Below are 13,893 nucleotides of genomic sequence, written 5' to 3' on the forward strand. Positions count from 1 at the left end.
TCAACTAGTGACAAAAAAGAAGAACCGAAGAAAGAAGAAAAATCAACAAACGGTTCTACGGAATCATCTAACGATTCTTCTTCACAAGAATAATAAAGTGAAAAAATCAGTTCCCACTAGGGGAGCTGATTTTTTTATTTTTATCCCGCATTAGCGGGCAGTAAGACCCCAAATTCAAAATTTAGTGAAAGCTAAGAAGTTAGGTCGGGGGGCAACTGCCCGTAAAAGCCCGATTGGTGAAAGCTAATAATCAGTGGGAAATGGCACCCACTGATTAAAGTTTCACTTTATATAAAAATACTCAATTTCGAGAAAAAAGTTGCAATAACAAGGAAAAATGACGAGATTCTCGAATATATATTACAAAAGGGAGGGGATACTGTGTCATTTTTGTTTGTTCTGTCGACTGCTATTATTTTATTGTTTGTTTTATTCACTTTATATTATTATATTGCCGGTAAGAAAGAGGTTCCCCACCATCAGTTGTTAGAAGAAGAATTGGAACGAGAAGAATGACGCCTTTTATACAAGGTGTCATTTTTTTTGGCCATAATAGTCAGTTTTAACGTATTTCTCACAAAAAAACGTAATTTTTCTTAACTTAGTCCGCAAAAATAGTGAACATGTAGCATATATCAGTAGTGCGGGCAATACAATGGTATAAACCAAAGCAAAGAGAGTGTTTGAGGTGAGAAATCGTGAATCATTTCATTATAAATCCAAGAATGTTTAACGCTTACAAACAGCACTCACACTTACTTCTTAGTCGTATGCAGCGAGGCTCATTTCACCCTTCTCACATCCAAATTAGGGAGGCGAGTGGTGTGCACGATTACATCAAAGAGAGAACTATCAAGATTGGTAAGTATATCGTGGAGACAAGAAAGACAGTGCGTGTCATTGCAAAGGAATTTGGGGTATCAAAGAGTACAGTCCATAAAGATTTAACAGAACGTCTACCAGAGATTAATCCAGAGCTCGCAAATGAAGTAAAAGAAATTCTTGATTATCATAAGTCTATTCGTCATTTAAGAGGTGGAGAAGCAACAAAACAAAAGTATAGAAAAGAAGATGTAGAGAAGCCTGTACGTCAATAATGTTACAGTAGCAAACATTCCGTTCACATTCGGTAATATTTTTCAGAAGAATTCTTTTTGCGAATATTACGTTTCTGTTAAATTTATGATAAAATCAGAAATTAGGTGAAAAGAATTCGGGTGTAACCTGATTTTGAATATCGAGGAGGAAAAAACGGGAATGTTTGCGCGAGATATCGGAATTGACCTAGGTACGGCTAACGTATTAATTCATGTTAAAGGTAAGGGTATTGTATTAAATGAGCCATCTGTTGTGGCCATTGATCGTAATAGTGGTAAAGTATTAGCAGTCGGTGAAGAAGCGAGAAGTATGGTGGGACGTACGCCTGGTAATATTGTAGCAATTCGTCCACTTAAAGATGGTGTAATCGCAGATTTCGAAATTACAGAAGCAATGTTAAAGTATTTCATTAACAAATTGGACGTAAAGAGCTTCTTTTCAAAACCTCGTATTTTAATTTGTTGTCCAACAAATATTACATCAGTAGAACAAAAAGCAATTCGTGAAGCTGCTGAACGTTCAGGTGGTAAAACAGTATTTTTAGAAGAAGAACCAAAAGTAGCCGCAGTTGGTGCTGGTATGGAAATCTTCCAACCAAGCGGTAACATGGTTGTTGATATTGGTGGAGGTACAACAGATATCGCTGTACTATCTATGGGTGATATTGTTACCTCTTCCTCTATCAAAATGGCTGGCGATAAGTTTGATATGGAGATCTTAAACTATATTAAACGTAAGTATAAGCTATTAATCGGAGAACGTACTTCAGAAGATATTAAAATTAAAGTTGGTACAGTATTCCCAGGTGCACGTAGCGAAGAGCTTGAAATTCGCGGACGTGACATGGTAACAGGCTTACCACGTACAATTACAGTATGCTCTGAAGAAATTACAGAAGCATTAAAAGAAAATGCAGCTGTTATTGTACAAGCTGCAAAAGGCGTATTAGAGCGCACACCACCAGAATTATCTGCAGATATCATCGACCGCGGTGTTATTCTAACAGGCGGTGGAGCTTTACTACACGGTATCGATATGCTTCTAGCAGAAGAACTAAAAGTACCAGTATTAATTGCTGAAAACCCAATGCACTGCGTTGCGGTTGGTACAGGTATTATGTTAGAGAATATCGACAGATTACCAAAGCGTGCTTTGAGATAATTTGAAAGAACTAAGGCTGACGCCTTAGTTCTTTTTTTCGTTTTTATATTTTTTTATTTTGTTTTTTTGCGAAAATGGAAGGAAAATAGAGAAATATGAAGGAAACAGGTAAAATATTCATATATATGGTTAAATTTAATATTTCCTTAATTGAAAACGTTTATAATATAATGAGTCGAATACGACATTAAGGCAAATAATGTTTCAATACATATTGCCTTTCCCTAATTTGGGCATACACTCCTTTCCACCTCCGTGTCAGTTGCAAAAATGTGCAACTATTTTAATGGAATAGAGTGTGTGCATTTTTTTTAGGAAGTTGTGCTAAATATAAAATGTTACTTTGTAATGACAAACAATAAACAAAATGGGATAATAGCAATATGTCCAAGTGGTAAGACCAATATTACAAAAGGGGCGATTGTTACATGCTAAATATAGAACAAATTAAAGAAATCATTCCTCACCGCTATCCATTTTTACTTGTTGATAAAATATTAGAAGTAGATGAAGGCAAAAGAGCGGTTGGGATTAAAAATGTATCCGCAAATGAAGAATTCTTTAACGGACACTTCCCTGACTATGCAGTTATGCCTGGTGTACTTATTGTAGAAGCATTAGCACAAGTCGGAGCAGTTGCAGTATTAAAGAAAGAAGAAAACCGCGGAAGACTTGCTTTCTTTGCAGGTATCGACAATTGCCGTTTCAAAAAACAAGTACGCCCAGGTGATCAGCTTCGTCTAGAAGTAGAAATGACACGCGTACGCGGCCCGATTGGAAAAGGAAAAGCAATCGCAACAGTAGATGGTGAGGTTGCATGTGAGGCAGAAATTACATTTGCGATTGGTGATAAAAAAGAATAGATAGTACTAAAAAATCTCCTTGTGAAAAGACAAGGGGATTTTTTTAATTTCTGCTATATAACGATGAAACGATAATTTGCAAACTAATCAGAAAATAACTTGTAAATAGATGGTAATTACCATATACTTACTTTATTATTTATCTAGAAAATAGGATAAGTGATAAAGGGAATAAAGAAATAAGGGCATTGTCATATTGTTAAGGTACTTAAATAAGACAAAGTAGAATGTTATTGATTATGATGAAATGTGGGGAAATCAGCAAGAATATTAATTAGACGTATGAAATCGAGCATAAGAGAGAGAAAAGGGAAATGTCGCATTTCACAAAAGGAGATTATGAATATGTTCGGGAGAAAGAAAAGAAAACCATTACGACAATTAATTACACATAAAGAGCCTAAATCGCGTATTACAGAACAATACCGTAACATTCGTACAAACATTGAGTTCACATCTGTAGATAATCATGTTCGTTCTATTATTGTTACTTCAGCAGATCCAGGTGACGGGAAAACAACGACAATCGCAAACTTAGCAGTTGTTTTCGGACAACAAGGAAAGAAAGTTTTACTAATTGGAGCTGACTTGCGTAAGCCGACGATACAAAACTTATTTGCCATTCATAGTTCAAATGGGTTAACGAACTTATTATCAGGACAAGCAAAACTTATGCAATGCATTCAAAAAACAGATATAGAGAACGTATACTTAATGGCAGCAGGTCCAATCCCGCCAAACCCAGCAGAATTATTAGGGAGCCGGGCGATGGACGAGGTGTTACTAGAAGCATATAACATGTTTGATATTATATTAATCGACACACCACCTGTCCTTGCGGTTACGGATGCACAAATACTTGCGAATAAATGTGATGGAATCGTACTCGTTGTACGCAGTGAAAAGACAGAAAAAGATAAAATCGTAAAAGCGAAACAAATATTAGATAAAGCATCAGGAAAACTACTAGGTGTTGTTTTGAACGATAAAAGAGAAGAAAAAGAGCAATATGGTTATTACTGAAATAAAAAAGCCAATAAGATACTTGTTGGCTTTTTTCTCATTTTGAAATTTATTTCTCAAGTTACATAGCATAAAAAACATGATAAAATAAAAAATTTGGAAAATCATTGGAATGTGTTGTCATATTTAAGATTATTTTGTAAGATTAAACTTGTTTCTTGTGAACAAATATAGAACTGAATTATTAAAAATAAAAAATGTAAGATTTATATGTTATAATTTTTCCTATGTGTAAATTTTAGAAAGTTGGAGGAACTTATGGAAGAAACAATTAGTCTAAAAGAGTTATTTCATATCTTAAAAAAACGTTTAGCAATGATCCTCGTAATCGCATTTGGTGCAGCTATCGTAAGTGCTATCATTAGCTTTTTCTTTATGACACCAATCTATCAATCTTCGACGCAGATTCTCGTTAATCAGAAGAAGCAAGAAGGAGCAGCGATTCAATACAATGAGGTACAAACAAATATTCAATTAACAAATACATACAAGGTTATTATTAAAAGCCCTGTTATTTTGGATCAAGTGAAAGAAAAGCTAGGTTTAAATATAACAGTACAAGAGCTAAACAATAAAATTGAAGTAGCTAATGAGAAAGACTCACAAGTAGTGGCGGTAACTGCGCAAGATAAAGATCCAAAACTAGCTCGTGATATTGCTAATACAACTGCAGAAGTGTTTCAAGGTGAAGTTGCTAAAATTATGAGTGTTGATAACGTAACAGTATTATCAAAAGCAGAAGTTGCAGAAAATCTATCTCCAATTAAACCACGTCCAATGCTAAATGTAGCAATCGCTTTCGTTATTGGTTTAATGGCTTCAATTGGTCTTGCATTCTTACTAGAATACTTAGATAACACAGTGAAAAAGGAAGAAGATGTAGAAAACTTACTTGGCTTACCGGTGTTAGGTATTGTCGCTCGTATGGATGAAGAAACATTGAACGTGAAATCACACGCTCCATCATCAAGAAAAGTGAGGGGACAAACAATTGGCTCTTAATTTATTTAAAAAGAAAAAGAATCATCGTCAACGTCGTCAATTAATTGCTCATCAACAACCGAAATCACCAATTTCAGAGCAATATCGTAATATTCGAACGAATATTGAATTTGCAGCTGTTGATACGAATTTACATTCATTAATGGTAACATCGGCGAACCCAAGTGAAGGGAAAACGACAACGACAGCTAATATGGCAGTTGTGTTTGCTCAACAAGGAAAAAAAGTATTATTAATTGATGCGGATATGCGTAAACCAGCAATGCATCAAATGTTCCAAGTAGATAATATTTTCGGACTAACGAATGTATTAACACATAGTGAACGTTTAGAGAAATGTGTACAAACGACATCTATAGATAATCTAAGCTTTTTAGCATGTGGCCCAATCCCACCAAATCCAGCGGAATTATTAGGTTCAAAATCAATGAAAGAACTTCTTGGACAAGCGTACAGCATGTACGACTTAGTTATTTTTGATATGCCGCCAATTTTAGCTGTAACCGATGCGCAAATTATGGCAAATGTATGTGATGCTTCTATTCTTGTTGTTCGTAGTGAATCAACAGAGAAAGAAACAGCAGTAAAAGCAAAAGGATTGTTAGAATCGGCTAAAGGTAAATTGTTAGGTGTTGTTCTAAACGATCGTGAACGTGAAGAAGGCTTATATTATTATTACGGTGCAAACTAATTAAAAGAGTGAGATATGGTTGAAACATATCTCCTTTTTTCCCTTGAATATGAGAAATCTCTCATATTCAAGGGAAAAAAGATTTTTATATGAGAGAGGGAGGATGAAACAAATGATAGATTTACATTGTCACATTTTACCTGGTATCGATGACGGTGCACAGACGGTAACAGATAGTTTAGCAATGGCACAACAAGCTGTTTCAGAAGGAATACATACAATTGTTGCTACACCACATCATCAAAATGGAAAATATATAAATGAACATACCTCAATTATTCATGGAGTAAAACAACTAAATGATGAACTACAACAACATAATATCCCACTTACTATTTTACCGGGACAAGAAGTCAGGTTATATGGTGATTTATTAGAGGACTATGAAGCTGGTAAAATCGTTACTTTAAATGAGACAAATAAATATATATTCATTGAATTTCCATCTAATCATGTACCTCGTTATGCTGAACAACTATTATATGAACTGCGCGTTAAGGGAATGATTCCAATTATCGTTCATCCGGAACGTAATGCCGAGTTAATCGAGCGGCCAGATAAGTTATATAACCTTGTAAATAAAGGGGCATTAACGCAAGTAACGGCAGGTAGTTTATTAGGGAAATTCGGTAAAAAAATTAAAAAGTTTTCACTTCAACTTGTAGAACATAATTTAACACATATGGTCGCTTCAGATGCACATAACACAACGTCAAGAGGATTTCATTTAGCAGAAAGCTATGAATTAATTGAGAAAGAATTCGGAATGAATGTTATGAGTGATTTGAAAGAAAATCCGTACTTATTAATTAGCGGGAAGGCAATTTACAAAGAAGATCCAGAACAAATACGTCGTAAAAAATTGTTTGGTATTTTTTAATTGAAGAGTTTTGGTGATGTCTCCTAACCGTTATCAACGGGGGCACTCGGTCGTGCTGTGGGTAGAAAATTTATTTTCGAACCTACCTTAGACGCTTGTCGTCGGGAGTATGACGTGAGGATGGGTTGGATGCCCATAATTTATTTGTAATAGAAACTCTACCTATGGAGTTATAAGTATGACTCTATAGGTAGGGTTTTTGTTATTGTTACATATAAATGAATAGATATAGGGGGACTAAAATTGAAAAAAGTAAGAAAAGCAATTATCCCAGCGGCTGGTCTTGGGACAAGGTTTTTACCAGCAACAAAAGCGATGCCGAAAGAAATGTTACCGATCGTTGATAAACCGACAATTCAATACATAATAGAAGAAGCGATTGAATCAGGAATTGAAGATATTATTATTGTTACTGGAAAAGGTAAACGTGCCATTGAAGATCATTTTGATCATTCATTTGAACTAGAACAAAGCCTTTTAGAAAAAGGGAAGTATGAAATGCTTGAAAAAGTACAAGCTTCTTCAAAAATTAACATTCATTACATAAGACAAAAAGAACCAAAAGGACTCGGACACGCAGTATGGTGTGCGCGTAAATTTATTGGAAATGAGCCATTTGCGGTATTACTTGGTGATGATATTGTACAAGCAGAAACACCATGTTTACGTCAATTAATGGATCAATATGAAGGTACACAGTCATCTGTTATTGGTGTACAAACGGTGCCAGAAAATGAAACAGATCGTTACGGTATTATTGATCCAGTTGAACAAAATGAACGTCGTTATCAGGTGCGTCAATTTGTAGAAAAGCCAGCTCAAGGAACAGCACCATCTAATTTGGCAATCATGGGACGTTACGTATTAACACCAGAAATCTTTATGTTCCTAGAGAATCAGCAGACGGGTGCAGGTGGCGAAATTCAATTAACAGATGCGATTCAACGTTTAAATGAAATTCAGCGTGTGTTTGCTTATGATTTTGAAGGGATTCGTTATGATGTTGGGGAGAAGTTTGGATTTATTAAGACGACAATTGAGATGGCACTCCAACATGAATCCTTAAGAGAAGAGTTAATGAGTTATATGAAGGAACTTGTAAAAAAAGAAAATGTACATATTTAAAGTGAGGTGAAAAGGCATTGGCCTTAACTAAAGTATCAAGTGGAGCTGTAAAAGAACAAGGAATGCTTGTTGCTGAAGAGATAAATCAGAACGTGTTTTATTTATTTATGAAGCGTGTAATAGATATACTAGGTTCATTATGCGGCCTTATTTTTCTTTTCCCTGTTTTACTTGTTATAGCGTTACTTATTAAGTTAGAAGATCCTAAGGGTTCCATTCTTTTTAAGCAGGTTCGTGTTGGGAAAAATGAAAAGGAATTTGGAATGTATAAATTTCGTTCCATGGTGACAGATGCAGAAGAACGATTAAAGGATTTATTAGAACATAATGAAGTATCAGGGGCAATGTTTAAAATGAAAGAAGACCCCCGTGTCACGAAAATTGGCAAGTTTATTCGGAAAACGAGTATCGATGAATTACCACAATTATTAAATGTACTAAAAGGTGAAATGAGTTTAGTTGGACCGCGTCCACCGCTTCCAAGAGAGGTAAAAGAATATACTTTGTATGATAAACAGAGATTGCTTGTTACACCAGGTTGTACAGGACTATGGCAAGTTACAGAGAGAAATAGTGTTGGTTTTGCAGAGATGGTGGAATTAGATTTAACTTATATTAAAAAGCGTAATATTAGGTTTGATTGTAAGTTAATATTAAAGACGGTATTAGTTTTAGTTGGCTCAAAAGATGCCTATTAATGAATAGTTCAATTAATAGGTTAGATTTAAAAAGTGGTAGTTGGTACACTAACTTGTATTTAAGTATAAAATGTCTGCAAGGGAGATTTTTAATATGAATATAGCGGTAGTAGGGACTGGATACGTAGGTCTAGTGACAGGTGTAGGTTTATCAGAAGTAGGACATAGTGTTACTTGTATTGATATGGATGAAAAAAAAGTGGAGAAAATGCAAGATGGGCAATCACCAATTTATGAGCCTGGTTTAGATGAATTAATGTTGAAAAACATTGAAGCTGGACGCTTAAATTTCACTACAGACCATCTAATAGCATTTAAAGATGCTCAAGTCATTTATATAGCGGTAGGTACTCCTGAAAATGAAGATGGAACAGCAAACTTAACTTATGTTAATCAAGTTATAGAACAAATTGCTCAAAATGTAAAACGAGATATTATAGTAGTAACAAAAAGTACAGTACCTGTAGGAACTAATCATTATATTAAAGGTAGATTAAAAGAGCTATTAGTGAAAGATATTAAAATTGAGGTAGTATCAAATCCGGAGTTCCTTCGAGAAGGATCTGCCGTTTATGATATATTCAACGGTGATCGTATTGTAATTGGTGCTGAATGTGATGAAGCATTAGAAGTAATGCGTAAGGTTAATAAACCTTTTGGTATTCCTATATATGAAACCGACATTTGTAGTGCTGAAATGATTAAATATGCTTCTAATGCATTTTTAGCTACAAAAATTAGTTTTATTAATGAAATTGCTAACGTATGTGAAAAAGTAGGTGCTGATGTAGAGAAGGTAGCCCTTGGAATGGGGTTAGATAGCCGTGTTGGTAATCAATTCTTAAAAGCTGGAATTGGTTATGGGGGCTCTTGTTTCCCAAAAGATACAAAGGCACTTAAAAAAATCGCAGAAAATGTAGACTATGATTTTAGCTTGTTAAGTTCGGTTATTCAATTTAACAATAAGCAACAAAGGAAGTTACTTGATCAAGCTATAAAGGATTTTGGAACATTAGAAGGAAAAAAAGTAGGTATATTAGGACTAACTTTTAAGCCTAATACAGATGATATGCGAGAAGCAGCTTCACTAGTTATTATCCCAGAACTTATAGAAATGGGTGCACATGTAAAAGCTTATGATCCAATAGCAATTGATAATGCAAAGAAAATCTTACCTAGTACAATAGAGTATGTAAATGAAGTAATAGAAGCGATTAAAGATACAGAAATTGTATTTATTTTAACAGAATGGGATGAAATTAAATCTATACCATTAGAAAAATTTGGAATAGAAATGAAAGATCCAAATATATATGATGGCAGAAATTGTTTTGGAATTGAAGCTGTGAAAAATAGTGATATAAACTATTTTTCAGTAGGAAGAGAAGCCATTAAAAGAAGCAGTGTAAGGGTTTAAATTATAATTTTCAACTAGAGATTTGTAAAAAAGTTAGTATCAATTATATAAGGTATATGAAGGAGGGGGAATATTGAAAATATGTTTTGCAGCTTCATCAGGGGGACATCTAGAGCAATTAATGATGCTACATCCAATGATGAAAGATCATGATAGTTTTATTTTGACAGAGAAGACAAATTACCAATTTAATTCAAAAGGCATTAAGTCTTATGATGTCATTCAAATTAATAGAAGGGAATTCTCCTTCTTTTTTAAATTTATTATTTTAGTTTTTCAGTCTATATTTATTTTATTGAAAGAAAAACCGGATGTTGTTATCTCTACTGGAGCATTAGCGACAGTGCCCATGTGTTTATTAGCTAAGTTGTTTAAGAAGAAATTAATTTTTATAGAATCCTTCTCTAAAATCACTTCACCGACTATTACAGGTAAATTGATGTATAAGTATGCAGATTTATTCTTAGTGCAATGGGAAGATATGAAACAATTTTATCCAGATGCAACTTATGGAGGCGGAATATATTGATTTTTGTAACAGTAGGTTCCCAAAAATTCCAATTTAATAGATTGTTAAAAGAAGTTGATCGTTTAGTTGAAGAAAAAAAAATAAAACCAGATGAAGTGTTTGCTCAAATTGGTTATTCAACATACGAACCACTTTATTACTCATACAAGAAATTTTTAAATAAAGAAGAATTTTTGGATTTAATGTTTAAAAGTGAAATAGTGATTACCCATGGAGGAACAGGTTCTATTATAAACGGGGTAAAACAAGAAAAGAAAGTAATAGGTGTTCCTCGAACTGTAGAATATGGTGAACATGTAGACAATCACCAATTTGAAATAATTGAACAATTCACAAATTCAAACTTGATATATGGAATTTCAGATGTTAAAGAACTAGAAAAATCATTAGATGTTGTGAAAGAAATGAATTTCAAAAAATATCAATCTAATACTAGTAATATTATTGATATACTTGAGACGTTTTTAAAAAAGACTCTATGATGCATATAACTAAAAATATATAGAAATAGGTGAGCGAATGAAAGTTATCATGATTGGATCTCACATACGTGTAACAGGTGGGATTACCAGAGTGGTAAAGAACTATATACAAGCGGGCCTTAATGAGAAAACTGATTTAGAATATTTTCCAACTTATTATGGCAGTAATCATTTTGTAAATATAGTTTATTTTATAATTCAATATGTAAAGTTGTTCTTTAAACTTAATATACTAAAAAAACAATATGATATAGCTCATATTCATATGTCGTATAGAGGAAGTTTTATTCGAAAAAGTAAAATTATAAAGATGTTGCATAAGAATGGTATTCCAGTTGTATTACATATGCATGGCTCTCAATTTAAAGATTTTTATAATGAAAGTTCGGATAAAAGAAAGAAAGATATTGTGGATGCATTAAACAAGGTAACTGTGATATTAGCTTTAGGAGAGCAGTGGAAAGAATACTATAAATCAATTAGTACAGCGAAAGTGGTTTCTTTAGATAATGCAGTTTTTCCGAAAAACGTCAGCAGCAATTCCCAGGATGCGGTTTATATCACAACAATGGGAGTACTTTCTCAAAGAAAAGGTACATATGATTTGATTGAGGTAGGCGCTAAATTAAAAGGAAAAATAGATAATAAATATAAATTTGTTTTAGCCGGTGATGGAGAAATCGATAAGGTCAAAAAGAAAATTGCTGAAATGGAATTAGAAGATTTGTTTGTTGTTCCAGGTTGGATATCAGATGAGACTAAGATAGAAGAAATTTATCGAAAAAGTGCCATTTATGTACTACCATCCTATAATGAAGGCATGCCAATGTCTATATTAGAAGCAATGAGTTACGGTTTACCTGTTATATCTACCGATGTCGGTTCTATTGCTTCTGTTGTAGAAGAAGATAATGGATTTGTAATAAAACCAGGAGATATAAGCACATTGGCTAATAATATTATTTATTTGTTAAATAATAAGTCACATATAGAAAAAATAGGCGAAAATAATGCAGAAAAAATACGTACAAAATATAATGTCTACAACTCATTAGATAAGATGTGTGGTTTGTATGAAGATATTGTAAAAAAAAAATATAAATAAAATTTTGATTAAAGTGAGTTGAAAATGATGCCAGGATTCTTTGGTTTTATTTCAAATAATAAAAGTGTTTTAAATAATGAGCTGGATATGTATGAAATTGTAGATAAAAGCAGTGATTTAATACAAGAAGAAATTGAAATTCAGGGTTCTGGAATATATGGGAAAATTTTTAGGAATGCTGTGAATAAGTTTAGTTTCGATAAAGCTTTTTATAGTGATCAGAAGAATCTTATTGCCATTGATGGAGTAGTTTTAAACAAGCATGATTTATGTGAAAAGTATGATGTTAGTGAAAATGAAATATTAAACTTAATTAAAAAGATGTCAATTGAAGATTCTGAAACTTTCTTCCGACAATTCAGGGGGACTTTTGCAGGAGTTTTTTGGGATAAGGAGACGGATAAATTAAAAGTATTTACAAATCATATTGGTGATAAGGAAGTTTTTTATTACCTATGTAAGGAAAGCCAAGTTTTCTATTTCTCAACTGATTTTAAATCTCTTATAAAGATGGTTCATGAACAAACAAGTAGACAGTTTAAGATTAATAATAATGCAGCTTATAGTTTAATGGTACATTCTCATGTACTATGTAATGAAACGTTATTTGAAGATGTATATAGGTTAACACCAGGGCACTATATTCAATATTCTAGTGGTACTATCGAAAAGGAGTGTTATTATGCCATAGATAATACTCCTATTAGTATTTCAAAAGAAGAGGCTTTAGCTAGGCTGGATACTTTGTTTAGAAATGCTGTGAAAAGGGTTTTTGAGAAAGATTTGGAATATGGATATAAACATCTAGTTGCTCTAAGTGGTGGCTTAGATTCTCGAATGACTGCTTGGGTGGGGCATAATATGGGATACACCAATATGTTGAATTACACGTTTTCACAAACTGATTATTTAGACGAGACGGTGCCCAAAGAAATTACTGATACGCTAAAAAGTGAATGGATGTTTAAAGCTTTAGATAATGGTACATATCTTTACAAGTATTTTGATGAATCAGTTAAGATATCCGGTGCTAGAAGCCAGTCATGTACCATTTCTCATACACTTAGTATGCTTAGTAATCTTAATTTAAAAGAATATGGACTTGTTCATACAGGACAACTTGGAGATGTAGTAATTGGTACTTTTTATGATCAGGGAAGGAAACAAAATTTCAAACCTGGATCTGGAGCGTATTCCACTAAACTGCTGGATAGGGTTCAATACACTGAAGAGAAAGCTGTACATTTAGAGGATCAAGAGATATTTAAATTTTATAATAGAGGTTTTACAGGAGTAAATATCGGACTAAAACCTATGTTTCTCTATACAGAAACAACATCGCCATTTTTAGATGTAGATTTTCTAGATTTTTGTTTATCTTTACCATTAGAGTATAGAAGCGGACATAAGATTTACATTGAGTGGATAAATAAGTTTTATCCTGAAGCAGCAGATTTCATTTATGAAAAGGTAAAAGGGAAAATTAATCGAAAGACGATTACAGTTCAAGGCATACCAGTTCCATGGACGAGCGTTCCGGCGGCGGCAGTAAAATTAATTAAGAATAAATTAGGCTTAAAGTTAAGTTCAAAAAAACATATGCATCCGATGGATTATTGGTATCAAAATAATAAAAATCTAAGAGATTTTTATGAGGAAAAATATAATGAAAATATTAATTTATTAACTGAAGAAAGCCTAAGAAAAGATTGTGAGTTTTTATTTAGAGAAGGAAATACTCTCGAAAAAGATCAAGTAGTTACATTATTAGGTTTTTTAAAACAAATGGATATTTATATTAAATAGTAATGGTAATTTT

At 33.2% G+C, this 13,893-nt stretch carries 15 protein-coding genes; all 15 read left to right on the forward strand.

The genetic code is table 11. The features are described 5' to 3' along the window. Nucleotides 1–381 precede the first annotated feature (381 nt). The gene (locus tag MR170_RS27390; protein ID WP_000008903.1) at nt 382–516 is read left to right on the forward strand and encodes a hypothetical protein; all 135 of its coding nucleotides are present in this window, start codon (nt 382–384) and stop codon (nt 514–516) included. Between the two features lie 308 nt (nt 517–824). Then, a complete protein-coding gene (spoIIID, locus tag MR170_RS27395; protein WP_000544012.1) occupies nt 825–1,097 on the forward strand; it encodes a sporulation transcriptional regulator SpoIIID in 273 nt (90 codons plus the stop codon). 160 nt (nt 1,098–1,257) lie between these two features. Beyond that, complete coding sequence (gene mreB / locus MR170_RS27400) at nt 1,258–2,259, forward strand: rod shape-determining protein (protein WP_000457978.1); 1,002 nt, start codon at nt 1,258–1,260, stop codon at nt 2,257–2,259. Between the two features lie 428 nt (nt 2,260–2,687). Beyond that, nucleotides 2,688–3,122, forward strand: coding sequence for a 3-hydroxyacyl-ACP dehydratase FabZ (fabZ, locus tag MR170_RS27405; RefSeq protein ID WP_000931959.1), 435 nt, complete (start codon nt 2,688–2,690; stop codon nt 3,120–3,122). Between the two features lie 345 nt (nt 3,123–3,467). Continuing rightward, nucleotides 3,468–4,145, forward strand: a complete 678-nt coding sequence (locus MR170_RS27410; RefSeq protein WP_242310145.1) for a CpsD/CapB family tyrosine-protein kinase — start codon at nt 3,468–3,470, stop codon at nt 4,143–4,145. Nucleotides 4,146–4,403: 258 nt separating this feature from the next. Further along, nucleotides 4,404–5,147: a YveK family protein gene (locus tag MR170_RS27415; RefSeq protein WP_098843318.1), complete on the forward strand. Its 744-nt coding sequence runs from the start codon at nt 4,404–4,406 to the stop codon at nt 5,145–5,147. Next, entirely contained in the window at nt 5,137–5,838 is a 702-nt protein-coding gene (locus tag MR170_RS27420; RefSeq protein ID WP_098843320.1) for a CpsD/CapB family tyrosine-protein kinase, read from the forward strand. The genes MR170_RS27415 and MR170_RS27420 overlap by 11 nt, the downstream gene beginning before the upstream one ends. Before the next feature lie 112 nt (nt 5,839–5,950). Further along, nucleotides 5,951–6,718, forward strand: coding sequence for a tyrosine-protein phosphatase (locus MR170_RS27425; RefSeq protein WP_097960120.1), 768 nt, complete (start codon nt 5,951–5,953; stop codon nt 6,716–6,718). A 243-nt stretch (nt 6,719–6,961) separates the two neighbouring features. Further along, nucleotides 6,962–7,843 carry a UTP--glucose-1-phosphate uridylyltransferase BpsC gene (bpsC, locus tag MR170_RS27430; RefSeq protein ID WP_071731456.1) on the forward strand — a complete coding sequence of 294 codons (882 nt, stop codon included), beginning with the start codon at nt 6,962–6,964 and terminating at the stop codon, nt 7,841–7,843. A 17-nt stretch (nt 7,844–7,860) separates the two neighbouring features. Next, a complete protein-coding gene (locus MR170_RS27435; protein ID WP_098843322.1) occupies nt 7,861–8,541 on the forward strand; it encodes a sugar transferase in 681 nt (226 codons plus the stop codon). 94 nt (nt 8,542–8,635) lie between these two features. After that, nucleotides 8,636–9,958 carry a UDP-glucose dehydrogenase family protein gene (locus MR170_RS27440; RefSeq protein ID WP_098843323.1) on the forward strand — a complete coding sequence of 441 codons (1,323 nt, stop codon included), beginning with the start codon at nt 8,636–8,638 and terminating at the stop codon, nt 9,956–9,958. A gap of 73 nt (nt 9,959–10,031) precedes the next feature. After that, entirely contained in the window at nt 10,032–10,487 is a 456-nt protein-coding gene (gene pssD, locus MR170_RS27445; protein ID WP_000686464.1) for a PssD/Cps14F family polysaccharide biosynthesis glycosyltransferase, read from the forward strand. Then, nucleotides 10,484–10,969 (forward strand): PssE/Cps14G family polysaccharide biosynthesis glycosyltransferase, encoded by a 486-nt coding sequence (pssE, locus tag MR170_RS27450; protein WP_098843325.1) that lies wholly within the window; start codon nt 10,484–10,486, stop codon nt 10,967–10,969. Before pssD ends, pssE begins: the two co-directional genes overlap by 4 nt. Before the next feature lie 37 nt (nt 10,970–11,006). Further along, a complete protein-coding gene (locus tag MR170_RS27455; protein WP_242310148.1) occupies nt 11,007–12,074 on the forward strand; it encodes a glycosyltransferase family 4 protein in 1,068 nt (355 codons plus the stop codon). Nucleotides 12,075–12,098: 24 nt separating this feature from the next. Next, nucleotides 12,099–13,880 carry an asparagine synthetase B family protein gene (locus MR170_RS27460; RefSeq protein ID WP_098843329.1) on the forward strand — a complete coding sequence of 594 codons (1,782 nt, stop codon included), beginning with the start codon at nt 12,099–12,101 and terminating at the stop codon, nt 13,878–13,880. Nucleotides 13,881–13,893 lie beyond the last annotated feature (13 nt).

Origin of the sequence: Bacillus cereus group sp. BfR-BA-01524 (assembly GCF_022662595.1) — a bacterium.
GTDB classification, from domain to species: domain Bacteria; phylum Bacillota; class Bacilli; order Bacillales; family Bacillaceae_G; genus Bacillus_A; species Bacillus_A thuringiensis_S.

What these genes read in the sequence shown, in the direction of transcription:
- MR170_RS27455 (WP_242310148.1), top strand. Translation starts at nt 11,007, where the DNA reads ATGAAAGTTATCATGATTGGATCTCACATACGTGTAACAGGTGGGATT.
- fabZ (WP_000931959.1), top strand. Translation starts at nt 2,688, where the DNA reads ATGCTAAATATAGAACAAATTAAAGAAATCATTCCTCACCGCTATCCA.
- mreB (WP_000457978.1), top strand. Translation starts at nt 1,258, where the DNA reads ATGTTTGCGCGAGATATCGGAATTGACCTAGGTACGGCTAACGTATTA.
- MR170_RS27425 (WP_097960120.1), top strand. Translation starts at nt 5,951, where the DNA reads ATGATAGATTTACATTGTCACATTTTACCTGGTATCGATGACGGTGCA.
- MR170_RS27415 (WP_098843318.1), top strand. Translation starts at nt 4,404, where the DNA reads ATGGAAGAAACAATTAGTCTAAAAGAGTTATTTCATATCTTAAAAAAA.
- MR170_RS27440 (WP_098843323.1), top strand. Translation starts at nt 8,636, where the DNA reads ATGAATATAGCGGTAGTAGGGACTGGATACGTAGGTCTAGTGACAGGT.
- MR170_RS27460 (WP_098843329.1), top strand. Translation starts at nt 12,099, where the DNA reads ATGATGCCAGGATTCTTTGGTTTTATTTCAAATAATAAAAGTGTTTTA.
- MR170_RS27410 (WP_242310145.1), top strand. Translation starts at nt 3,468, where the DNA reads ATGTTCGGGAGAAAGAAAAGAAAACCATTACGACAATTAATTACACAT.